At 62.9% G+C, this 23,331-nt stretch carries 23 protein-coding genes; all 23 read right to left on the bottom strand.

What is annotated here, in order from left to right:
• Window positions 1–185 precede the first annotated feature (185 nt).
• A complete protein-coding gene (locus tag VGK14_RS03785; protein ID WP_331507601.1) occupies window positions 186–467 on the bottom strand; it encodes a type II toxin-antitoxin system RelE/ParE family toxin in 282 nt (93 codons plus the stop codon).
• Window positions 457–705: a type II toxin-antitoxin system Phd/YefM family antitoxin gene (locus tag VGK14_RS03780; RefSeq protein WP_331507600.1), complete on the bottom strand. Its 249-nt coding sequence runs from the start codon at window positions 703–705 to the stop codon at window positions 457–459. Before VGK14_RS03780 ends, VGK14_RS03785 begins: the two co-directional genes overlap by 11 nt.
• 55 nt (window positions 706–760) lie before the next feature.
• Window positions 761–1,987 (bottom strand): multifunctional CCA addition/repair protein, encoded by a 1,227-nt coding sequence (locus VGK14_RS03775; RefSeq protein ID WP_331507599.1) that lies wholly within the window; start codon window positions 1,985–1,987, stop codon window positions 761–763.
• A complete protein-coding gene (locus tag VGK14_RS03770; RefSeq protein ID WP_331507598.1) occupies window positions 1,987–2,928 on the bottom strand; it encodes a complex I NDUFA9 subunit family protein in 942 nt (313 codons plus the stop codon). Before VGK14_RS03770 ends, VGK14_RS03775 begins: the two co-directional genes overlap by 1 nt.
• A gap of 125 nt (window positions 2,929–3,053) precedes the next feature.
• The gene (locus tag VGK14_RS03765) at window positions 3,054–5,024 is read right to left on the bottom strand and encodes a lytic transglycosylase domain-containing protein (protein WP_331507597.1); all 1,971 of its coding nucleotides are present in this window, start codon (window positions 5,022–5,024) and stop codon (window positions 3,054–3,056) included.
• A 48-nt stretch (window positions 5,025–5,072) separates the two neighbouring features.
• Window positions 5,073–5,255 carry a hypothetical protein gene (locus VGK14_RS03760; RefSeq protein WP_331507596.1) on the bottom strand — a complete coding sequence of 61 codons (183 nt, stop codon included), beginning with the start codon at window positions 5,253–5,255 and terminating at the stop codon, window positions 5,073–5,075.
• A gap of 21 nt (window positions 5,256–5,276) precedes the next feature.
• A complete protein-coding gene (lpxC, locus tag VGK14_RS03755) occupies window positions 5,277–6,191 on the bottom strand; it encodes a UDP-3-O-acyl-N-acetylglucosamine deacetylase (protein WP_331507595.1) in 915 nt (304 codons plus the stop codon).
• Between the two features lie 172 nt (window positions 6,192–6,363).
• Window positions 6,364–7,557, bottom strand: a complete 1,194-nt coding sequence (ftsZ, locus tag VGK14_RS03750) for a cell division protein FtsZ (RefSeq protein WP_331507594.1) — start codon at window positions 7,555–7,557, stop codon at window positions 6,364–6,366.
• A 163-nt stretch (window positions 7,558–7,720) separates the two neighbouring features.
• Window positions 7,721–8,956: a cell division protein FtsA gene (gene ftsA / locus VGK14_RS03745; RefSeq protein WP_331507593.1), complete on the bottom strand. Its 1,236-nt coding sequence runs from the start codon at window positions 8,954–8,956 to the stop codon at window positions 7,721–7,723.
• Window positions 8,957–8,968: 12 nt separating this feature from the next.
• The gene (locus VGK14_RS03740) at window positions 8,969–9,694 is read right to left on the bottom strand and encodes a cell division protein FtsQ/DivIB (RefSeq protein ID WP_331507592.1); all 726 of its coding nucleotides are present in this window, start codon (window positions 9,692–9,694) and stop codon (window positions 8,969–8,971) included.
• Window positions 9,684–10,592: a D-alanine--D-alanine ligase gene (locus tag VGK14_RS03735; RefSeq protein ID WP_331507591.1), complete on the bottom strand. Its 909-nt coding sequence runs from the start codon at window positions 10,590–10,592 to the stop codon at window positions 9,684–9,686. Before VGK14_RS03735 ends, VGK14_RS03740 begins: the two co-directional genes overlap by 11 nt.
• Window positions 10,589–11,482: a UDP-N-acetylmuramate dehydrogenase gene (gene murB / locus VGK14_RS03730; RefSeq protein WP_331507590.1), complete on the bottom strand. Its 894-nt coding sequence runs from the start codon at window positions 11,480–11,482 to the stop codon at window positions 10,589–10,591. Before murB ends, VGK14_RS03735 begins: the two co-directional genes overlap by 4 nt.
• Window positions 11,479–12,882: a UDP-N-acetylmuramate--L-alanine ligase gene (murC, locus tag VGK14_RS03725; RefSeq protein ID WP_331507589.1), complete on the bottom strand. Its 1,404-nt coding sequence runs from the start codon at window positions 12,880–12,882 to the stop codon at window positions 11,479–11,481. Before murC ends, murB begins: the two co-directional genes overlap by 4 nt.
• Window positions 12,872–13,939, bottom strand: a complete 1,068-nt coding sequence (gene murG, locus VGK14_RS03720; RefSeq protein WP_331507588.1) for an undecaprenyldiphospho-muramoylpentapeptide beta-N-acetylglucosaminyltransferase — start codon at window positions 13,937–13,939, stop codon at window positions 12,872–12,874. The genes murC and murG overlap by 11 nt, the downstream gene beginning before the upstream one ends.
• A 133-nt stretch (window positions 13,940–14,072) precedes the next feature.
• Window positions 14,073–15,233 carry a putative lipid II flippase FtsW gene (gene ftsW / locus VGK14_RS03715; protein ID WP_331507587.1) on the bottom strand — a complete coding sequence of 387 codons (1,161 nt, stop codon included), beginning with the start codon at window positions 15,231–15,233 and terminating at the stop codon, window positions 14,073–14,075.
• Window positions 15,233–16,594, bottom strand: coding sequence for a UDP-N-acetylmuramoyl-L-alanine--D-glutamate ligase (murD, locus tag VGK14_RS03710; protein ID WP_331507586.1), 1,362 nt, complete (start codon window positions 16,592–16,594; stop codon window positions 15,233–15,235). Before murD ends, ftsW begins: the two co-directional genes overlap by 1 nt.
• Window positions 16,591–17,694 carry a phospho-N-acetylmuramoyl-pentapeptide-transferase gene (gene mraY, locus VGK14_RS03705; RefSeq protein WP_331507585.1) on the bottom strand — a complete coding sequence of 368 codons (1,104 nt, stop codon included), beginning with the start codon at window positions 17,692–17,694 and terminating at the stop codon, window positions 16,591–16,593. Before mraY ends, murD begins: the two co-directional genes overlap by 4 nt.
• The gene (locus tag VGK14_RS03700) at window positions 17,685–19,061 is read right to left on the bottom strand and encodes a UDP-N-acetylmuramoyl-tripeptide--D-alanyl-D-alanine ligase (RefSeq protein WP_331507584.1); all 1,377 of its coding nucleotides are present in this window, start codon (window positions 19,059–19,061) and stop codon (window positions 17,685–17,687) included. The genes mraY and VGK14_RS03700 overlap by 10 nt, the downstream gene beginning before the upstream one ends.
• Window positions 19,058–20,500: a UDP-N-acetylmuramoyl-L-alanyl-D-glutamate--2,6-diaminopimelate ligase gene (locus VGK14_RS03695; protein WP_331507583.1), complete on the bottom strand. Its 1,443-nt coding sequence runs from the start codon at window positions 20,498–20,500 to the stop codon at window positions 19,058–19,060. Before VGK14_RS03695 ends, VGK14_RS03700 begins: the two co-directional genes overlap by 4 nt.
• A 208-nt stretch (window positions 20,501–20,708) precedes the next feature.
• Window positions 20,709–22,430 carry a penicillin-binding protein 2 gene (locus tag VGK14_RS03690; RefSeq protein ID WP_331507582.1) on the bottom strand — a complete coding sequence of 574 codons (1,722 nt, stop codon included), beginning with the start codon at window positions 22,428–22,430 and terminating at the stop codon, window positions 20,709–20,711.
• On the bottom strand, window positions 22,430–22,723 hold the full coding sequence (gene ftsL / locus VGK14_RS03685) for a cell division protein FtsL (protein ID WP_331507581.1): 294 nt from the start codon (window positions 22,721–22,723) through the stop codon (window positions 22,430–22,432). Before ftsL ends, VGK14_RS03690 begins: the two co-directional genes overlap by 1 nt.
• Window positions 22,720–22,926, bottom strand: a complete 207-nt coding sequence (locus VGK14_RS03680) for a hypothetical protein (protein WP_331507580.1) — start codon at window positions 22,924–22,926, stop codon at window positions 22,720–22,722. The genes ftsL and VGK14_RS03680 overlap by 4 nt, the downstream gene beginning before the upstream one ends.
• Window positions 22,923–23,331, bottom strand: a 409-nt coding sequence (gene mraW / locus VGK14_RS03675) for a 16S rRNA (cytosine(1402)-N(4))-methyltransferase (RefSeq protein ID WP_331507579.1), incomplete at its 5' end; no start/stop codon positions are given. The genes VGK14_RS03680 and mraW, both read right to left, overlap by 4 nt.

Below are 23,331 nucleotides of genomic sequence, written 5' to 3'. Positions count from 1 at the left end.
TTATTAGGTAGGTCAGTAGCCCTAACCAAAACATGATTCCCACTTCCAATAGGCTTACTGGTAGAGTCTTTTAGGGACATGGGGGCTTCTTACTGAATGAAAAAAGCACTCATTGGTAAAAGACCATTACCATTGAACCAGTTTAGCAATCTGCTCGCAGCCTCGGAATGACAAATCATGCTGGCTTACCTTTTCGCCGCAGCCTTATACACCGCGTTGCGCTCACGCTTGCCAATCGCAACCACGATCACCACCAGCTCGTTATCGCGCACTTCATAAACCAACCGATACCCAACGCCCCTTAGCTTGATTTTGTAACGGTCTTGCTTCCCGGCTAATAACGAAGCCGGGACACGAGGTTGCGCCAATCGCTCTTGCAGCTTGCTCTTGAACTGCGCCCTGACCGTATTATCCAGCTTGTTCCATTCCTTGAGCGCTTCTTCCTTGAACTTGAGGCTATAGCTCATCCAAGGAAACCTTGATTTCAGCCTGATCCTTGCGGGCATCGGCAATTGCGTTCAGCTCGATGTCTTCCAGCTTGTCCATGAGCGCTTCATAAGCTTTGGCTGGGACGCAATAAAAAGCCGGTTCGTTACGGTTGAGGATGGCGACCGGGAAACCCTCGCCGGCAGCAACGGTACCCATCGGGTTTTTCTTCAGTTCGGAAACGCTGGCAGTGGTTTCTGCAAAAATGACATGGGCCATAAGTGTGTACCAGTAAATTTAATGGTGCTTATATTAGCACTCTTAAATGGTCTTTTCAATACTGGTTACCGTCTGACATCGAAAGCTTCACCGCCTCCAGCCTCGCCTCAAAAACCGCCCCCTTGATCGCCTCCGGCGTGAAATGCCCCACCGCGATCTTCCCCGCATCCACCGACTGCGCGGCGCGCAGCGCCTTGCGCAAATAATCCGCCTGCGGATAGGGCCGCGTCTCGAAGCCGGTGCGCCCACGAGAATCGCATTCGCAGGCCCGCAGAAACGCTTCGAACCGCTCCGGCTGGCGCATGGCGTCGGTATCCTGCAACAGCCGCATCACGGTATCCGGCCGCATTTCCTCCACCCGGTGCACCTTGCCGTGGAATCTGGCGACGATCAGCGCCAGGTCGCGGCAGTCGTTGGGCACCTTGATACGCTTGCACAGCGCCTTGACCAGATTGACGCTGCGCTCCTCGTGGCCGATATGGCGCGGCAGAATATCCTTGGGCGTAGTGCCTTTTCCCAGGTCATGGGTCAGCGCGGCGAAGCGCACCGGCAGCGAGTATTTTTGCGCGGCGGAATAATCGACCACCAGCATGACATGCACGCCGGTATCGACCTCCGGGTGATGATGCGGCGGCTGCGGCACGCCGAACAGCCGCTCGACTTCGGGCAGGATTTTCGCCAGTGCGCCGCATTCGCGCAGCGCCAGGAACATGCGCGAAGGGGCGGCTTCCATCAGGCCTTTGGAGAGTTCCTGCCACACCCGCTCCGGCACCAGCGAGTCGATTTCGCCGTTTGCCACCATCTCGCGCATCAACACCACGGTCTCCAGTGCGATCTGGAACTTCTGGAAGCGGGCGCAGAATCGCGCCACGCGCAGGATGCGCACCGGATCCTCGACGAAAGCCGGGCTAACGTGGCGCAGCACGCCGGCCTTGATGTCGGCGGCGCCATGATAGGGATCGATCAGGTTGCCGGATATGTCGCGCGCGATGGCATTGATGGTAAGGTCGCGCCGCGCCAGGTCCTGCTCCAGCGTGACTTCCGGCGCGGCGTATACCTGAAAGCCTTTGTAGCCGCGGGAGGTCTTGCGTTCGGTGCGGGCCAGCGCGTGCTCCTCATGGGTTTGCGGATGCAGGAACACCGGAAAATCCTTGCCCACCGGCCGATACCCCTGCGCCACCATCTGCTCCGGCGTGGCGCCCACCACGACGTAATCCCTATCCTTCACCGGCAGGCCGAGCAGTTCATCGCGCACCGCGCCGCCGACGCAGTAGATCTGCATCAGCGGCGCGCTCCCGAACGGAAATGCAAATAGCCGGCGCGCGGGGTGATGCCGGAAAGATAGTCCGGCGCGATAGCTTCCAGCGGCGTCGGAGTGATGCCGAAGATTGCGGGAAAGGCGCAATGGCATACGCTGTCGACCTGCATCGAGCGCAGGTTATCGCGCGTCAACAGCTTGATCGGCGACAGTTCCATGATCCATGCCTGCAAATGGGACAGTCGCGGGTTTAAGCCCACAATACGGGGCTCGGCGCCGACGCAGCGTGCGGCATAGGCCACCAGTTCGCGCAGCGTATACACCTGGGGGCCGCATAGGTCATAGCTTTGCCCGGCGGTTTGCGGCTCACCGACGCTGTGCGCAATGGCCACGGCAAGGTCTTCCACCCACACCGGTTGAAAACGCGCATCAGGCGAGGCCAGCAGCATGACCGGCATCAGGCGCGCCAGCCTGGCGAACAGGGAAAGAAAACTGTCGCCCTGGCCGAACACCACCGACGGGCGAAAGATCGTCCAGTTCAGCCCCGACTGTCTGACCGCAGCTTCGCCTTCGCCCTTGGAGCGCAGGTAGGCGCTGGGGCCGGCGACATCCGCATTCAGCGCGCTGACGTGCAACAGCCTGTTTACGCCGACCTCCCGGCAGACCTGCGCCAGCCGCCGCGGAAACTCGACATGAATTGCCGCAAAGGTGGCGCCGTGGCCTTCATGCAGTATCCCCAGCAGATTGATGGCAGCGTCCATGCCCATGAGGTTTCTCAGCAAATCCGCGTCATCCATGACGTCGCATTCCACCACCTGCACGTTAGGCAGCAGAATGAGGTGCTTGGCCGACTCGCGGCGGCGCGTCAGCACCCTGACCTGGATGCCGGCAGCATCCAGCAAATGTACGACATGGCTGCCGATGAAGCCGGCGCCGCCCAGAACACAGACATTATTGATATGCATGGCGATTTCCCCAAGCGCAGCGTTCCGATAAACCATCTCGGCGTTCCGATAAGCCACTATAGTTTATCGGGATAGCCTTGCGCTTGCCAGGAAGCTGTAGAACCTTTTCCAGGTGGAAAATTCGACTATGGCTCGGCGTCTTCCGCGGCCAGCTTTTCGCCGCCGCCGGTGCCCGCTACTTGCCCGATACGCTGCTTCAACGTTAGCAACCGCAGGCCCAGCCGGTGCGCGTAAAAATGCGCGTTGCTCATCACCTTTTGCACATAGTCCCGGGTTTCGGTAAACGGGATGGTTTCAGCGTAGATCGCGCCTTCCATCGGCTTTTCGCCCGCCCAGCGCTTGGGGCGGCTGGGACCGGCATTATAGGCGGCGGTCGCCATCAGCACCTGGCCGTTCATCACGTCCAGCATGTGGCGCAGGTAATAGGTGCCCAACTGGACATTGGTTTCTGCCCGATGGATCAATCCCGGGTGATAGTCGCTCAAGCCGATGCGCTTGGCTATCCATCGGGCGGTCGCCGGCATCACCTGCATCAGTCCGGATGCGCCCACCCCGGAGCGGGCGAAACTGACGAAACGGCTTTCCTGGCGGATCAGCCCGTAAACCCAGGCTTCGTCGAGCTGGTTATCACGCACGTAGCTATCCATCATGTCACGGTAGGGCGTGGGGTAGCGCAGCGCGAGGTCGTGGGTGAGCGCGGTTTTGTCGGCGGTGTTGATGGCGACGTCGTACCATTCCTGGCGGAAAGCCAGTTCAGCGGCTGCGAGCAGTTGCTTGTCGTCGAAATCGCGGGTCGCCAGCAGCCACTCGGCCTTGGCTTCCCAGCGCAGGTCCAGCTGCAGCAGCTCGAGCGCGCGCTGGATGCCCGGCAAGCGCTGTATCGCCGCCACTTCGGCATCGCTTGCCCGATACGTCGGCGGCGGCGCGCCCACTACATCGCCCAGCTCTTCTTCTGCCAATATGCCGTAAAAACTGTGCTCTTTCGACAGTGGGATAAACAGCGCATTGGCGGCCGCGATATTATTGTTTTCCTTGAGCGCACGCGCTTTCCAATAGCGCCAGGCCGCATCGTTCTGCTCATCCTGCGGCATGTCCGCGATCACGGCCAGCAGCGTATCCCAGTCTTTCACGCGCAACGCGGCCCGCGCTTTCCAGGCCAATTGCTCCGCATCCAGCACGGCGTTTTCTGCCCTGCCGTATAGCTCCAGCGCTTGCGGGTCATGCCGCCGCGCGGCCTGATAGGCGAGCCGCCCCCAGGCATAGGCCTGATTCTCCTGGCTGAAACCATCGCGCATCTTGTTCCAGAACTCCAGCGCCAACGCCGGTTGGTTGCGTGCCACGCGCTCCAGCGCGTACAACGAGAGCTCGCGCCCCAGCCGCGTTTTGCTCGACAGCATGCCTTTCTCCAGCATGCGCTGCGGGTTGTCGTAAACACGATCGTACAATTTCAGCTGCGCGGCATCGGGCGGAACTGCGAGATAGCGGGATATCGCCCTGGCGACCGAGATACGATTGGCTTGCAGGGCCATGCGCATGCGCACCCACACATCGGCGTCGGCAATAACGCCGTTGTCCTGCATCGCGCTGAACAATTTATCGCAATTGGCGGGCTGGTCCGCTGCCACCCGCCACAACGCCTTGGCGTTTTCCAGCGCATCGGCTTCACCTTGCGCAAAACGTCCCAGCGCCGCATAGCAGGAGACCGCGGCATCGTCTTTTTCAAGCTTTGGGAATTCGGCAAAAAATAACGACCAGGCTTGCTGCCTACCCAGCACTTTGAGCCATTCGGTACGCACCCGTGCGGCGAACGGGTAGTCAGCGTAGCGCGCCAGGAATTCCTGGACTTCGGCAGGATCGGCTTTTTCCAACCGCAACAGCATGCGCCAGTAGTCGAGATAGGGCGCCAGAATGTAGCCCTGCACTTGCAGGCGCTCGGCGTAGATCGTCAGGCTTCTCTCGTCGCGGCTCTTGTAGGCGGCACGGGCGGCATTGAAGGTATCCTGCTCGACGCTGGCGCTGGCAGGTACGCTGACAACAAGGCCCAGTATCCCTATAAGCGGGACGGTGACACAGCGTCTGACAAGGATTTCAAGCATCGTTACAGCATACTCCGGGGTGCAGCGCTTTCCAATCGGCAACCACGATCACAGCAAAATGAATCGGCCCACCATGAAAACCGCCGCCACAACAAGGCCGAGCACCACCCCGAACTTGAACAATTGCCAGGCAAATACCAGCCAGCGGCGATCGCCGGTAATGAAATAGACGCCCACGCCGACCAGGATAGAAATGACGCCGAGGCCGAGCAGCAGACGCATCAGGAGCATGCATGCTCCCGCAGGGAAAAGTTAAGCCGTTTGCGCGAGAAGTTGCACGAATCCACGCGGCGCCTCCTCGGAACGCTCGAAACTGGCGTACTCCCAGGCAGAACTGTCCACCAGCAACGTGCGCAGCAGGCGGTTATTGAGCGCGTGACCGGATTTGTAGGCGGTAAACGCACCGATCAGCGGGTGGCCGAGCATGTACAGGTCACCGATCGCATCCAGCGCCTTGTGGCGTACGAACTCGTCCTCGTAGCGCAGGCCGTCGGAATTGAGGATGCGGTATTCGTCCAGCACCACCGCGTTGTCCAAGCTGCCACCGCGCGCCAGGCCCATTGCGCGCAGGGCTTCCACTTCGCGCATGAACCCAAAAGTCCTGGCCCGGCTGATTTCCTTGATATAGGAATTATCGGCAAAGTCGATGTTGACCGACTGCTGCCCATGCTCGAACACCGGGTGCGCGAAGTCGATGGTGAACTGCATCCTGAAACCGTTATACGGCTCGAAGCGCACCCACTTGTCGCCGTCATGCACTTCCACCGGCTTCCTGATGCGGATGAATTTCTTCAGTGCATTCTGCTCGACGATGCCAGCGGATTGCAGCAGGAAGACGAAAGGGCCGGCGCTGCCGTCCATGATGGGCAGCTCGGATGCCGAGATATCGACATAGGCATTGTCTATGCCTAAGCCGGCGAAGGCGGACATCAGGTGCTCCACCGTACCCACCCGCACGCCACCCATATCCAGCGTGGAGGACAGCCGGGTATCGTTGACATGGTGCGGCGCAGCCTTGATTTCCACCGGGCTGGGCAGATCCACCCGGCGGAACACGATGCCGGTATCAGGCGCGGCCGGACGCAAGGTCAGGTAGACCTTGTCCCCGGTATGCAAGCCGACGCCGGTAGCGCGGATAATGTTTTTAAGACTACGCTGCCTGAGCACGTAACTGGCCTTCTAGATAATCCTCTGAATCATAGCATAATTCCCCGTCTCTCCGGCAAGCCGCATGCCAACAGGCGTGCGGTTTTACGTCAATCGTCAAGCAGGAAGCTTTTTGAAAAATGTAGCGAGCGCAGTCAAAAATGACAAACGCCGTCATTTTTCATTCGGCTTCCTAGTCGGCCTGCTTGCGCAGGAAAGCTGGGATATCCGTCTCGTCTATACCGGAACCACGCATCATGTCGGCCTGCGCGCGGCGATTGCTGACCATCACCGCCGGCGTCACTTCGCCCGCCGCGCTGTCGCCGCCGAACACGATAGGCTCATCGTGCGTACCGGTACGGCCCACGGCATTTGCCCAGCCGTTGTTGACCGCCAGCGTCGGACGTGCCTTCTGCGAAGCCGAACTGTTGAGGCCGGTGGCTACCAGCGTGATGCGCAAATCGTCGCCCAGCGCATTGTCGAACACGTTGCCGAAATACACCGAAGCATCGTCCGCGGTGAACTCCTTGATGGTATTCATCACTTCATAGAATTCGTCCATCATGAAGCTGTCTTCGCTGGCCGAGATATTGACCAGAACGCCGCGCGCGCCCTTGAGGTTGACGTTCTCCAGGAACGGGCTGTTGACTGCCTGCTCCGCGGCGATGCGGGCGCGGTTTTCGCCGCTGGCAACCGCCGAGCCCATCATCGCCATGCCATTCTCGCCCATCACGGTGCGCACGTCGGCAAAGTCGACGTTGACCTGGCCGTAACCATTGATGATCTCGGCGATGCCGGACACCGCGCTGTGCAGCACGCCGTTGGCGGCGCGATAGGCTTCCTTCAGCGTCACGCGGCCGCCCAGCACCTGCATCAGGCGCTCGTTCGGGACAATCAGCAGCGAATCGACATGCTTGGTCAGCATCGCGATGCCGTCGTCGGCCAGCAATTTGCGGTTGTTCTCGAAGGAGAACGGCTTGGTGACCACCGCCACGGTCAGAATGCCGAGTTCCTTGGCCACTTCCGCCACCACCGGCGCGGCGCCGGTGCCGGTGCCGCCGCCCATGCCGGCAGCGATGAACAGCATGTCTGCGCCCTCGATGATTTCGGCGATGCGGTCGCGGTCCTCCAGCGCCGCCTCGCGCCCCACGTCCGGCTTGCCGCCCGCGCCCAGGCCGCGCGTGAGCCCCGCGCCGAGCTGCAGCTGCAGCTCGGAACGGCTGCGTTTGAGCGCGCCCATATCGGTATTGGCGCTGATGAACTCCACGCCGGACACGCCCATATCGATCATGTGCTCGACCGCGTTGCCGCCGCAGCCGCCCACGCCCATGACCTTGATCACCGCCTTGTCGGCCGGCCTATCCACGATTTCAAAATCGAATGACATCTTAATTCCTCCTCTTAATCTGCCCAAATAAAACAAAAACCCGTTTTGCCGCTAAAAACCGACTTCTTTAAAATTGCCCTGACAACGCGCCGCATCGCGGCTCGTTGCGGCGTAGACTCCCCTGTGAAACAGGTTATGTCGTAGCCAAACCACCGCCAAAAAACTAAAAGTTTCCCTGAAACCACCGCTTCATCTTTTCCCACACCCGCTCGAATGAATTCGTTTCCATCTGCACCTGCAAATGGCGCTCAAGCTGCTGCTTGCCCATCAACACCAACCCGACGCCGGTCGAGAAGCGCGGATTACTGACCACTTCCGTCAATCCGCCCACCTTGCCCGGCAAGCCAAGCCTGACCGGCATGTGCAGGATTTCCTCGCCCAGTTCCACCATGCCGCGCATGCTGCTGCTGCCGCCGGTGATGACGACGCCGGATGCGATCATTTCTTCAAATCCGCTGCGGCGCAGCTCGGCCTGTACCATGGTGTAGATTTCCTCGACGCGCGCCTCGATTACCTCCACCAAGGTCTGATGCGACAGCTGGCGCGGCTCGCGCCCATCGACGCCCGGCACTTCGACGATTTCGCGCGGATCGGCCAATTGTTGCAATGCGCAGCCGTGGGCGATCTTGATTTCCTCCGCGTACTGCGTCGGCGTGCGGAACGCCACCGCGATGTCGTTGGTGATCTGGTCGCCGGCGATCGAAATCACGCCGGTATGGCGGATCGCGCCCTGCTTGAACACAGCTATATCAGTAGTGCCGCCGCCGATGTCCACCAGGCATACGCCCAACTCTTTCTCGTCCTCGGTCAGCACCGCCATGCTGGACGCCAGCGGCTGCAGCACCAGGTCGTTGACCTCCAGGCCGCAGCGCTTGACGCATTTGACGATGTTCTGCGCCGCCGCCACCGCGCCGGTGACAATGTGCACCTTCACCTCCAGTTTCATGCCACTCATGCCCAGCGGCTCGCGCACGTCCTCCTGGCCGTCGATGATGAATTCCTGGGTGAGGATGTGCAGGATCTGCTGATCGTTGGGCAGGCTCACCGCCTGCGCCATCTCGATCACGCGGTCGACGTCCATCTGAATCACTTCGCCGTCCTTGATCTTCACCACGCCGTGCGAGTTGATGCTTTTGATATGGCTGCCGGCAATGCCGGTATACACCGAAGCGATCTTGCAGTCGGCCATCAGTTCGGCCTCCTCCAGCGCGCGCTGGATCGAGGCCACGGTGGAGTCGATGTTGACCACCACGCCGCGTTTGAGGCCGCGCGACGGATGCTGGCCCAGGCCGATGATCTTGATGTCGCCCTCCGGCTGCATCTCGCCGACGATGGCGACGATTTTCGATGTGCCGATATCCAGACCGACGATGAGACTTTTCTGTTCTCTGCCCTTCATTACCCTCTCCAATCAGGACACCTTCCTGGCGTCCGTCACCTGCATTTGCGGCCTGCGCACCGCGAAACCGTTGGGATAGCGCAGATCGGCATAGCGCACCTGCACGTTGAGCATTCCCAGCGTATGGTCATACGCCTCCACGAACTTTTGCAGTCGGCTTTCCACCTGCTCCCGGCCCAGCTCGACCACCATGCCGCTATTGGTGCCGATCTGCCATGCGCGCCGCGGCGAAAGCGCCAGCTGGGTTACTTTCAATCCGGTGGGCTGCAGCAGCCGGCCGTACAGCTGGTAGTGCTCCGCCACTTCCCTGACGCCGTCGCCGGGGCCATAGAACACCGGCAAATCCTTGTCCGATGCCGCATGGAACAGCTCGCCGTAGGTATTCACCAGCGCGATGTTGCCCCAGCGCGCCAGTTCCCTGTGCTCCTCGATCTGCACCTCCAGCCTGTCCGGCCAGCGCCGGCGGACGCTGACGTTGCGCACCCAGGGCAGCTTCTGGAAAGCGTCGCGCGTCTTCACCAGATCCAGCGTGAAGAAGTTGCCCTGCAAATGCCGATCGACGATCAGCTTCAGCTGCTCGCGCGTGACATGGGAGAGCTCGCCGCCCACCTTCACCTCGCGCAGCGGAAAGATCGGCAGATGGATCACCACGAACAACACGCCGTACAGCAGCAGCACCGCTGCCAGCGAGTACAGCAGGTTGGCGATCCACAACATCGCGGCGGGTTTATCCCACATGCGCGAGCTCCAGTATGCGCAGCACCAGCTGGTCAAAGTCGATGCCGGCGGCGCGCGCGCCCATCGGCACCAGGCTGTGGTCGGTCATGCCGGGCGACATGTTGGCCTCGAGGAAATAATGCTTCCCGGCTTCGTCCATCAGAAAATCCACCCGCCCCCAGCCCCGGCCGCCCAATACGCGGAAGGCCTGCAATGCCTGGTCACGGATGCGCGCCTCCACCTCGGGGGCCAAGCCGCACGGGCACAGGTACTGGGTATCGTCGCGCAGGTATTTGGCATCAAAGTCGTAGAACTCGTTGGCCGGCACGATGCGGATCACCGGCAGCGCCTGATCGCCCAGGATGCCTACGGTATATTCGCCGCCGCCGATAAAGCTTTCGGCGATCACCAGCGCATCGTACTTGGTGGCTTCGTAAAAAGCCGCGCGCAGCCCGCCCGCCGCCTTCACCTTGCTGATGCCGATGCTGGAGCCCTCGTTGGCCGGCTTGACGAACAACGGCAGGCCGAGACGGGCTTCGATCGCGGCAAAGTCGCTGGCACCATCCACCAGCTCGAACGCCGGGGTTGCAATGCCGGCCGCCTGCCACACCAGCTTGGTGCGCCATTTATCCATGCCCATCGCAGAGGCCATGACACCGCTGCCGGTGTAGGGAATGCCCATCAGCTCCAGCGCGCCCTGAATAGTGCCGTCTTCGCCATAGCGCCCATGCAGCGCGATGAACGCACGATCGAAACCTTCCAGTTCATGCAGCGGCCGTGCGGCCGGGTCAAAGGCATAGGCATCCACGCCGCCGCGCTTCAGCGCCGCCAGCACCGCATTGCCGCTGTTGAGCGACACCTCGCGCTCCGCCGAACGGCCGCCCAACAGCACCGCGACTTTTCCGAAATTGCTGCTCACAGCGTCTCTCCAATAATCCGCACTTCGCGCTGCAACTCCACGCCCCGCTCGCGCAGCACCGTGTCCCGTACATGGGAAATCAGCCGTTCGATATCCGCCGCAGTGGCTTCGCCGGTATTGACGATGAAATTGGCGTGTTTTTCCGACACCTGGGCACCGCCGATGCGAACGCCTTTCAGCTTGCAGTTTTCGATCAGTCGCGCGGCAAAGCCGCCTTCCGGGTTGCGGAATACCGAGCCGGCATTGGGCATGTTGAGCGGCTGGGTTTCCAGGCGTTTCGCCAGCAGTTTCTTGATCTTCTGCTCCGCCTCGCCGGCTTCGCCCACAGGCAGGTCGAACCACGCGGCGACGAACCATTCTTCGCCCGGCAGGCCGACATGGCGGTAGCCGATTTCCAGGTCGACCTGGCTGCGTTCATGCACGGTGCCGTGGCGGTCCATCGTCAGCGCCTTGTGCACCACGTCCCAGGTCTCAGAGCCGTGGCAGCCGGCATTCATCGCCAGTGCGCCGCCGACGGTGCCGGGAATGCCGGCCAGGAACTCCGCGCCGTGCAGATGCTGGCGCGCAGCGAAGCGGGCCAGCTTGGCGCAGGTGACGCCGGCCTCGGCATAAACCCGGCCCTGGTCCATTTTCAATGCGTCCAGCGCACCGCCATGCAGCAGCACCACCGTACCGCGCACGCCGCCATCGCGCACCAGCAGGTTGGAACCTAAGCCCACGAAATGCACCGGCTCGCCGTGCGGCAACTGTTTCAAAAACGCCGACAGGTCTTCCCAGCCTCCCGGCATATACAGGCAGTCAGCCTTGCCGCCGACGCGCCAACTGGTATGGCGGCTCATCGGCTCGTCCAGCAGCAGCGTGCCACGGGTTGCCTGGCGCTGCGCCATCATGCCGCCCCTCCCGCCAGTTCCCTAGTTTTGGCCGCAACCTGGCCGATCGAACCAGCGCCCATCACGATCACCACGTCATCGCCTTGCGCCATATCCAGAATCGCCTGCGGCAGGTCGAGCGGGCTTTCGACGAACACCGGCTCCACCTTGCCGGCGACGCGGATCGCGCGCACCAGGCTGCGTCCGTCGGCGGCGACGATGGGCGCTTCGCCGGCCGGATAGATTTCGGTCAGCAGCACCGCATCGGCGCCCGATAGCACCTTGACGAAATCCTCGAAGCAATCCCGCGTTCTGGTATAGCGGTGCGGCTGGAACGCCAGCACCAGCCTTCTATCGAGGAAAGCGCCGCGCGCGGCATTGATCACCGCCTGCATTTCCGCCGGGTGGTGGCCGTAATCGTCGATCAGCGTGAATTGGCCGCCGCTAACCGCGGCCACCTCGCCGTAACTCTGGAAGCGGCGGCCTACGCCCTCGAATTTGGCCAGCGCGCGCACGATGGCGTCGTCCGCGACGTTGAGTTCGCTCGCCACCGCGATCGCCGCCAGCGCATTGAGCACGTTGTGCGTGCCGGTGAGGTTGAGCACGACGTCGAATTCCGTGGTGACGCCGTTGATGCGCTGCACCGTGAACAGCATGCGCGCGCCGTCGGCGCGCACGTTGACGGCGCGGATGCGGGCATCCTCGGAAAACCCGTAAGGCATCACCGGCTTGCCGATGCGCGGAATGATCTCGCGCACGTTGGCATCATCTACGCACAGCACCGCCATGCCGTAGAACGGCAGCCGCTGCAGAAACTCGACGAAAGCGCTCTTCAGCCGGCCGAAGTCGTGGCCGTAGGTGTCCATGTGATCGGCGTCGATGTTGGTGACGATGGAGATCACCGGCGACAGATGCAGGAAGGAGGCGTCGGACTCGTCCGCCTCGGCCACGATGAATTCGCCGCTACCCAGCCAGGCATGGCTGCCCGCGGCCAGCAGCTTGCCGCCGATGACGAAGGTCGGATCCATGCCGGCCTCCGCCAGAATGCTGGCGACCAGACTGGTGGTGGTGGTTTTGCCGTGCGTTCCTGCCACCGCGATGCCCTGGCGGAAGCGCATCAGTTCCGCCAGCATCATCGCGCGCGGGATCACCGGGATATTCTTCGCGCGTGCCGCAGCGACTTCCGGGTTGGCCTCGTTGACCGCCGTCGACACCACTACCACGTCGGCATCGACCAGGTTGTCCGCAGCGTGCCCCTGGTGCACCTTGATGCCCAGGCTCTGCAGTCGCTGCGTGGTGGCATTATCCGCCAGATCGGAGCCGCTGACCGAGAAGCCCAAGTTCAGCAGCACCTCGGCGATGCCGCTCATGCCGGCGCCGCCGATGCCGACGAAATGGATGTTTTTGACTTTATGCCGCATGGGCCAATTCCTCGCAGATACCCGCCACTTGTTCGGTCGCGCGGGGCTTGCCGAGCGCGCGCGCCTTGACGGCCATCTCCAGCAGCTTGTCCCTGGTGATATTGCCCAAGAGGTGCGCCAGCTGCTGCGGACTCAGGCCGCGCTGCTGGATCAGGATGGCCGCGCCGTTGTCGGCGAGATAGCGCGCATTGCCGGTCTGATGGTCGTCCACCGCGTGCGGAAACGGCACCAGCACGCTGGGCACGCCTGCCGCCGCCAGTTCGGCGACGGTCAACGCCCCCGCGCGACATATCGCCAGGTCGCACCAGGCGTACATGTCTGCCATGTCCTGGATGAAGGTGCGCGTTTCGGCCTCGACGCCGGCCTGTTGATAGTTATGCATCAGGGTGTCGAGATGTTTGACGCCGGCCTGGTGGATCACTCGCGGCCGCAGTTTTTGCGGCAGCAACGCCAGCGCCTGCGGCACGATGTCGTTCAATGCCTGGGCGCCCAGGCTGCCGCCAACCACCAACAGGCGCAGCGGCCCGCTACGCCCGGCGAAGCGCTGTTGCGGCGCCTCGATCGCGGCGATATCCGCCCGCACCGGATTGCCGACCAGTTCGGCGCGCGCGCCGAACGCAGCGGGAAAGGCCGCCAGCACCCTGTCGGCGAATTTGGACAAAGCGCGGTTGGTCAGCCCGACGACGGAATTCTGCTCATGGATCACCAGCGGACGGCGCGTGAGCCTGGCCATCAACCCGCCCGGAAACGCAGCGAAGCCACCCATGCCCAGCACCACGTCGGGTTGGTGTGCCCTGAGCGCCGCCAGGCTCTGCCTGCATGCCAGTGCCAGCTTCAGCGGCAGCGCCAGCCAGCGTAGCCAGCCGTTGCCGCGCACGCCGCGCATCCGGATCGTCGCCACGGCATAGCCTTTGTCCGCGATCAACCGGTTTTCCATGCCGCCCTCGGTCGCCAGCCAGACGATATTCCAGCCCTTCTGCCGCAGCGCATCCGCCACCGCCATCGCCGGATAGACGTGGCCGCCGGTGCCGCCCGCCATGACCATCAAAGTGCTCATGCGGGCATTCCCTCAATAAGAGGATTCTGGCTATGGCCGTCCCTTCGGGACTTAACTTGCTGGCGCAAGTTAGCCTGCACCGAAACCGCCGACATATCGTTCCTGGCAAAGTGCGGTTGCAACATGACTGCTCTCATGCCGGCATCCCCTTGGCGAGTCGGCGGTTTTCCCAATCAATCCGCATCAGTACCGCCAGCGCAACGCAGTTGGCGACGATGCCGCTGCCGCCGAACGACAGCAGCGGCAGGGTGAGACCTTTGGTCGGCAGGATGCCCATGTTGACGCCCATGTTGATGGTCGCCTGCACCCCCAGCCACACGCCTATGCCCTGCGCCAGCAGCGCGGAGAAGTGCCGTTCGTTGAGGATGGCCTCCTTGGCGATGCCGAACGCGCGCATCACGATCCAGGCGAACAGCATCACCACCGCCAGCACGCCGACGAAACCCAGCTCTTCGGCGATCACCGCCAGCAGGAAGTCGGTATGCGCTTCCGGCAGGTAGAGCAATTTTTCGACGCTGGCGCCCAGGCCCACGCCGAACCATTCGCCGCGGCCGAAGGCGATCAGCGCGTGCGACAGCTGGTAGCCCTTGCCGAACGGGTCGGCCCACGGGTCCATGAAGCCGGTGATGCGTTGCAGCCGATACGGCGAACTCCAGATCAGGAAGATGAAACCGACCACCAGCATGCCCAACAGGCCGATGAATATGCGCACGTTGATACCGCCCAGCCACAGGATGGAGACAGCCACCGAGGCGATTACCGCGAACGCGCCGAAGTCGGGTTCTCTCAGCAGCAGGCCGCCCACCAGCAGCATCACCCCCAGCATCGGCAGAAAGCCCTTGGTGAAGCTGGACATCAGCGCCGCCTTGCGTATGGTGTAATCCGCGACATACATCGCGGCGAACAGCTTCATGAACTCGGAGGGCTGCAGCGTCGCCACTACCAGCGGTATCCAGCGCCGGCTGCCGTTGACCTCGCGCCCCACGCCCGGGATCAGCACCAGAATCAACAACGCCAGCCCCAGCAGGAACAGGTAGGGCGCAAGCTGTTGCCAGAGCTTGGTCGGCAGCTGGAAGGCGACGATCGCCGCCAGGCCGCCGATGACGAGATAGATCGCATGGCGCACCAGATAATAAGTGGTCTGGTGGCCGGTCATCTTGTCGGCCTCGGCCAGCGCGATGGAGGCGGAATACACCATCACCAGCCCGAAGCCCAACAGCAGCAGCACCGCCCACAGCAGCCCCTGGTCGTAGGTCGCCGCGGTAATGCGCTCTTTGCGGGTGACCATGTACATCAGGCAGCCTCCTTTGCCAGCTGCTGCACCGCAGTGATAAAAACCTCGGCCCGATGCGCATAATTGCGGAACATGTCGAAGCTGGCGCAGGCAGGCGACAGCAGCACGGCATCGCCGGCTTGGGCCGCCTGCCGGGCGATCCGCACCGCCTGTTCCATGTTGCTCGCGGCCAGCACCGGCACGCCGGCACTTGCCAGCGCCCGGCCGATCTGCGGACCGTCGCGGCCGATCAGCACCACGGCACGCGCGTTGTGCGCCACCGGCTCGAAGAGCGGCGAAAAATCCTGACCCTTGCCGTCGCCGCCGGCGATCAGCACCACCTTTTGCGGCAGCCCGGCCAGCGCGGCGCAGGTGGCGCCGACATTGGTGCCCTTGGAATCGTCGTAGAACGCGACGCCGCCGATTTCCGCCACCCATTCCACGCGGTGCGGCAAGCCCCTGAATGCGCGCAGCGCCGCCAGCAATGGCGGGTATTCCAGGCCGACGGCGCGGCACAGCGTCAGTGCCGCCAGCGCATTGGCGGCGTTGTGCCGGCCGGCGATAGGCATGTCGCCGGCTTTCATCAAGTCGATGTCGCCTTGCGCCAGCCATAATTCGCCACCGCGCTGCCGCAAACCGAAATCGTGTTGCGCCGGCGGCGCATCGGTGCCGAAGCTGACCTGCTGCCGGCCGGGCAGGGCCATATTGCGGCTCCACTCGTCCTCGCGGTTCAGCACCTGCACCCCCTGGCCGTGGAAAATGCGCGCCTTGGCGGCGGCGTATTCGGCCATGCCGGCATAGCGGTCCATGTGGTCTTCGGTAACATTGAGCACAGTCGCGGCATCGGCCGCGAGGCTCGCCATGGTTTCCAGCTGGAAGCTGGACAATTCCAGCACGTAGACGTCGGCGACAGGCATATCCAGCACGTCCAGCACCGGCAGGCCGATATTGCCGGCGACCACGGTTTTCAGCCCGGCTTCTTCGCACATCGCGCCGGTCAGCGCCGTCACCGTGCTCTTGCCGTTGGCGCCGGTGATCGCGATCACTTTGGAATGCGCCGGCTTGTATTGCGCGAACAGTTCCACGTCGCCCACTACCGGCACGCCACGCGCAATCGCGGCTTGGATTTCCGGTTCGGCCAGCGACACGCCGGGGCTGGCGACGATGATTTCCGCCATTTCAAACGCCTCGCGGCGGAACGGGCCGAGATGCACTTTCACGCCAGGCAATTCTTCACGTACGGCTGCCAACCCCGGCGGCGTCTCGCGCGTATCGGCAGCGGACAGCAGCGCGCCCCGGCGTTGCAGCCAGCGCAGCGCCGACAGGCCGGTATCACCCAGCCCCAGCACCAGCACCCGTTTATCGTTCAGTTGCAGTCTCATCTCAGCTTCAATGTCGAAAGCCCGAACAGCACCAGCATCATCGTGATGATCCAGAACCGCACCACCACCTGCGTTTCCTTCCAGCCTTTCTGCTCGTAGTGGTGATGCAGCGGCGCCATCAGGAAAATGCGGCGGCCCACGCCATATTTGTATTTGGTGAATTTGAAATAGGTCACCTGCGCCGCGACCGACAGCGTCTCCACGACGAATACGCCGCCCATGATGAACAGCACGATTTCCTGGCGCACGATCACCGCCACCGCGCCCAGTGCCGCGCCCAATGCCAGGGCCCCGACGTCGCCCATGAACACCTCGGCGGGATAGGCGTTGAACCACAGGAAGCCCAGCCCGGCACCGGCCATTGCGGTGCAGAACACCGCCAGCTCGCCCGCGCCCGGCACGTTGGGGATGCCTAGATACCTGGAGAAATACAGGTGGCCTGCGGCATAGGCGAAGATCGCCAGCGCGCTCGACACCATCACCGTCGGCATGATCGCCAGACCGTCCAGACCGTCGGTTAGATTGACGGCGTTGCTGCTGCCGACGATCACCAGATAGGTCAGCACGACGAAACTGACGCCGCCCAACGGGAATACCAGGTGCTTGAAGAACGGCACGATCAGCTCGGTGTGCGCCGGCAGGCTTGCCATGTAAAACAGATAGAGCGCAGCCCCGCCGCCGACCACCGACTGCCAGAAATATTTCTCCCCGGCCGACAAACCCTTGGGATTGCGGTGCACCACCTTGCGCCAGTCGTCCACCCAGCCGATGACGCCGAAACCCATCGTCGTGGCCAGCACCACCCATACATAGCGGTTGGAAAGATCCGCCCATAGCAACGTGGAAATCGCGATCGCCACCAGGATCAGCGCGCCGCCCATCGTCGGCGTGCCGGCCTTGATCAGATGCGTCTGCGGGCCGTCGTCGCGCACCGCCTGTCCGACTTTGTATTCGGTCAACTTGCGGATCAGCGTGGGGCCGACCATGAACGAGATCAAGAGCGCGGTCAGCGTCGCCAGTACCGCGCGCAAGGTGATGTAATTGAACGCATTGAAGGCATGTATATCGTGCGACAGCCAGCGCGCCAGCATCAGCAGCATGATGCGTTCTCCTGTTGTGCGAGCAAGTCGACGACTCGCTCCATGCGCATGAAACGCGACCCCTTGACCAGCACCGTGACGCCACTGGCGAGTTCGCCCTGCAAGCCGGACCACAAAAATTCCACCGCTTCGAAATGCCGGGCGCCCGCCCCGAAAGCCTTAACCGACTCGCGGCTCAAGTCGCCCAGGGCGTAGAGCCTGTCGATACCGGCCGCCTTGGCCGCCGCGCCGATTTCGGCATGCAATTTGGGCGCTTCCGCCCCCAGCTCGCCCATGTCGCCCATCACGAACAGCTTTTTTCCGGCGGCCTGCGCCAGCACCTGGATCGCAGCGCGCATCGATGCCGGGTTAGCGTTATAGGTGTCGTCAATCACGCTGACGCCGCGGCATCCGGCCTTGCGTTGCAACCGCCCCTTGACGCCGCCGAAGCCCGCCAGGCCGGCAGCGATGTCCGCCAGCGCCACGCCCATTGCCAGCGCCGCAGTGGCCGCCGCCAGCGCATTGCGTACGTTGTGCAGGCCGGGAACTGCCAGGTGCAGCCGTATCGGACCCTGCGGCGTTTTCAGCGTAAGGTCGCTGCCATCGGTTGACAGCCGATAGTCGGCACTCACGTCGGCCGCCTGTTCGAGCCCGAATGTCATGATGCTGTGCGGCGCGGCCAACTGTTTCCATAAAGACGCGAAAGCATCGTCGGCGTTGATCGCCGCTGTGCCATTCGCGGCCAACCCTTCAAATATCTCGCCCTTGGCGCGCGCCACGGCATCCATGCTGCCCAAGCCTTCCAGATGCGCCGGCTGGGCATTGTTGATCAGAGCCACCGTGGGCTTGGCAATACGCGTCAGATAGGCGATTTCCCCCGGATGGTTCATGCCCATTTCGATCACCGCATAGCGGTGCCGGGAAGCCAGCTTGAACAAGGTCAGCGGTAGCCCGATGTCGTTGTTCAGATTACCCTCGGTGGCGAGTACGGCGTCATTGCCCGCGGCGACCCGGACGATCGCGGCCAGCATTTCCTTCACCGTGGTCTTGCCGTTGCTGCCGGTCACCGCCGCCAGCGGCAGCGCGAACTTGCCGCGCCAGTGCGCCGCCAGATCGCCCAGCCCCAGCCGCGTGTCCGCCACCACCAGCATCGGTTTGGCTGCAAGCTGACCGCTGACCGCTGACCGCTCCCCAATCATCGCCGCAACCGCGCCTTGCTCGAAGCATTGCGCGACATAATCGTGGCCGTCGAAATGCTCGCCCTGAAGCGCGACGAACAGGTCACCGGGCGCGGCCTTGCGGCTGTCCGTGGTCACCGCGTTGAACGCGACATTCGCGCCCACGACCAGGCCTTTGGTCGCCAGCGCGGCTTCGGCCAGCGTCATCATGCGGTTTTTCCCATGCTATCGAGCACGCGCCGTGCCACCTCGATATCGCTGAACGGCAGCTTGCGGTCGCCGATCAGCTGGTAGGTTTCATGCCCCTTGCCCGCCAGCACCACGATGTCGCCGGCCGTGGCTGCCCGAATCGCGCTGTCGACCGCGGCCGCGCGGTCTTCCTCGATACGGTAGTCGCCGTCCATGCCGGCGATGATTTCGTCGATGATGGCGCGCGGGTTCTCGTGGCGCGGGTTGTCCGAGGTGACGATGCAGTAATCGGCCTGGCGCGAGGCGATGCCGCCCATCAGCTGGCGCTTGCCCTTGTCGCGGTTGCCGCCGCAGCCGAACACGCAGAAAAGCCTGCCCCGGCACTGTTCGCGCAGGCTGCCCAGCACCTTGGCCAACGCATCCGGCGTATGGGCGTAATCCACCACCACCAGCGGCAGCGCGCCGCCGCCCAACTGCTGCATGCGCCCCGGCACCGGCGTGATGTGCCGCAACGCTGCCGCAGCCTGCGGCAGCGGGATATCCGAGGCCAGCAAGACCGCCAGTACCGCCAACACGTTGGCGGCATTGAACCGGCCCAACACCGGCGCCGCAATCCGCATCCCGCCCTGTGGCGTGACGACATCCATGACGATGCCGTCCTCGTTGAGGCTTAATGCGCGGCATGCCACATCGCCCTTTTCCAGGCCGTAGGTGAGCACATGCTTGCCCTGGCCGCGCAGCATCTCAGCCAGCTGCACCCCGAACGCATCGTCGGCATTCAGCACCGCATGCTTGAGCTCGGGCCAGCCGAACAGCTGTGCCTTGGCAGCGGCATACGCCTCCATGCTGCCGTGGTAATCCAGATGGTCGCGCGACAGATTGGTCAGTACCGCCACGTCGAACCTGATGCCGTTAACGCGCCCCTGCGCCAGGCCATGCGACGACACTTCCATCGCCACCGCCTGCGCGCCCTGCACGACGAAGTCGGCCAACTGCGATTGCAGAGCTATGGGGTCGGGCGTGGTATTGATCGCTTCCGACAGCGCATGGGGAAAACCGTTGCCCAGCGTGCCTACCACCGCCGTTTTGCGGCCGAGCGGCGTCAGGCACTGCGCCAGCCAGTGACTGCAGGACGTCTTGCCGTTGGTGCCGGTGACGCCGATCATCCATAGCTTCTGCGACGGGTGGTCGAAGAATTCCCCTGCTATCACGCCGACCTGTTCGCGCAGCTCATCTACCGCAATATTCGTGACGCGCCATTCTTCCGACCAGCGCCCTGCTTTCTGCTCCCATAGCACTGCCGCGGCGCCGTGCGCGATAGCCTGGGCAATATGGGCGCGCCCGTCGGCGGTTTCGCCCGGATAGGCGACGAACACATCGCCGACTTCGACCCGGCGGCTGTCGCTGACGAGGCGTCTTGGTTTTACACCGGCCTCCATCAACTGCTGCAATACGCTCATACCACCGCCCCCTTTCCCACCGGGGTTGTTGCATCGCGATTTCTCATTCGGCGGCTAGCGGCATTCGCGGCCGGTGCCAGTCGCGACCCGGCATCGCGAAAGCGCTGGTGCGGGAGCGACTGGCTGTCGGCGCTACCCGCAAACGGCCAGCTTTGCTGGTAACGTGTCCGCGCCGACATCCCGGCTGCGCCGTGAACCTGCTTCCTCTTCATACCACCTCCTTCACTTCCTGAGCGTTCTCAGGTGGTATGACAACATTATTGGTCGGTGCATCCTGCGGCACCGCCAGCATGCGCAGCGCATCGCTCATCACCGCGCTGAATACCGGCGCAGCCACCGCGCCGCCGTAATATTGGCCGTTGCCCGGCTCGTCTATCATTACGGCAATAATCAGCCGCGGGTTGGACGCCGGAGCCATGCCGATGAATGAGGCCACATAACGGTCGCTGGCATACTCTCCGTTGATCAGCTTGTGCGCGGTGCCGGTCTTGCCGGCAACGCGGTAGCCCATCACCTGTGCCCTGGGTGCGGTGCCGCCCGGCTGCACCACCAGTTCCAGCATGCCGCGCACCTCGCGCGCGGTTTGCGCCGAAATGACGTGCTGGCCGATTGGCGCCTCCTTGACCTTGAGCAACGATATCGGCTTGATTTCGCCGTCGTTGGCGAACACGCTGTAGGCGCGTGCCAGCTGCAACAGGCTTAAGCTGATGCCGTGGCCGTAAGCCATTGTGGCCTGTTCGATCGGCTGCCAGTGCTGCCACGGGCGCAGCCGGCCTGCGGCCTCCCCCGGAAAACCGGCATGCACCGGCGAACCGAACCCCATCTGGTTGAATACACTCCACAACGCCTGAGGCTTGAGCGACAGCGCCATCTTGGCGGCGCCGACGTTAGAGGATTTCTGGATCACGTGTGCGACATCGATGACACCGGCAGCATGCGCGTCATGGATGGTGGCGCGGCCGATGGTCAGCGTGCCGTTGCCGGTGTCGATCATGGTGTCGGGTTTGTACGTGCCCGCCTCCAGCACCGCCGCAGCGGTAAAAGGCTTGAGCGTCGAACCCGGCTCGAAAATATCGACAATGGCGCGGTTACGCGAACGCCCGGCGATATTGACCGGATGGTTGGGGTTGTAGGATGGCTGATTGGCCAATGCCAATACCTCGCCGGTACGGCTGTCCAGCACCACGATAGCTCCGGCCTTGGCTTTATGCTGCTCCACCGCGCGCGCCAGTTCGCGGTAGGCCAGGTACTGGATTTTGCGGTCGATGGCCAGCACCAGGTCGTGCCCATCCTGCGGCACCTTGACCGCTTCCTGGTCTTCGATGATGTGGCCCTGCCTGTCCTTGATCACGCGGCGGCTGCCCGATTTGCCGGAAAGCCAATCCTCATAGGCCAGTTCGACCCCTTCCTGGCCCTTGTCGTCCATGCCGGTAAAACCGATCAGGTGTGCGGCCACGTCGCCTGCGGGATAAAAGCGACGGTACTCGCGCTGCAGGAACACCCCTGGCACATTCAGCTGCATGACGCGCGCCGCCTCTTCCGGCGGCATGCGACGTTTGAGATAGATGAATTCGCGCTCGCTGTTTTCCAGCTTCGTGCCGACTTCGGAAGGCTTGATCCGCAGCAGCTGCGCCATCTGCTTCAGCTGGTCGGGATTGATAGTCACATCCGGCGGGCTGGCCCATACCGATTCCACCGGCGTGCTGATCGCCAGTGCCTCGCCATTGCGGTCCACCATCATGCCCCGGTGTGCGGACAGCACCAGCGTGCGGCTGTAACGCGCATCCCCCTTCTGCTGCAGGAAATCGGTACGCATGCCCTGCAGGTAGATCGCCCGCCCCAGCAGCACCGCAAAACACGTCAACACGGCTATCAGCAGGGCGCGCCGGCGCCAAGTCGGCAGCAGGATAATGGGCTGCGCCATCGCCATCAGCGCGCTCCCCCAACCTCACTGCGTGCCGTTACGGGCGGGACTACCTGTATGCGCGCAATGTCGGGGACCTGCATGTGCAGATGACCGGTGGCGATCTGCTCTATCCGCGCATGCATCGCCCATGTGCTCTGCTCGAGCTGCAGTTGGCCCCATTCGACGTCGTACTGGCGCGAGAATTCCTGCTGCTGCTGCAACTCTATATATAGTTTGCGCGCCTGATGCTGCGAAGTCACGGTGCCGAGCGAACAGGCAATGACGATAGCGAACAGGATAATGTTCAGCTTGGTCATGCCGCCGCCTCCGAAATCATTTCGGCAACGTAAAAACTATCGCGTCGGCGGCCGACGGTAATCGCGGACGGTACCAGCTGCGACCCGGTATCGCGAGAGCGCTGGTGCGGCTGGACATCGGCGCTACCCGCAAACGGCCAGCTTCGCTGGTAACGTGTCCGCGCCAATATCCCGGCTACGCCGTGAACCTGCTCCCGGCTCATACCGCCGCCGTCCTTTCAGCCACACGCAACACCGCGCTGCGCGCGCGCGGATTGGCCGATACTTCCTGCGCCGACGCATGCATCGCCCTGCCCACCGCCACCAACCGCGAAGGCGGCAAATCGACCGCGCGCACCGGAAAGTTGGCCGGCAATTCATCCCTGTCCTGCTGCGAACGTATGAAGCGCTTGACGATGCGGTCTTCCAGCGAGTGGAAGCTGATCACCGCCAGCCGCCCCCCCGGCGCCAGCAGATCGGCGCATTGCGGCAATGCTAGCGACAATTCCTCAAGCTCCTGATTGAGGAAAATCCGTAGAGCCTGAAATGTGCGCGTCGCCGGGTCCTGACCAGGCTCGGCTTTGGGGATCGCGCTTGCCACGAGCGCGGCAAGCTGTCTTGTGGTGCCA

The sequence above is a fragment of the Novimethylophilus sp. genome, from assembly GCF_036504375.1.
GTDB lineage: Bacteria > Pseudomonadota > Gammaproteobacteria > Burkholderiales > Methylophilaceae > Novimethylophilus.
The sequence above is the reverse complement of the archived record's forward strand: the minus strand, read 5'-3'. Positions and strand labels throughout refer to the sequence as shown.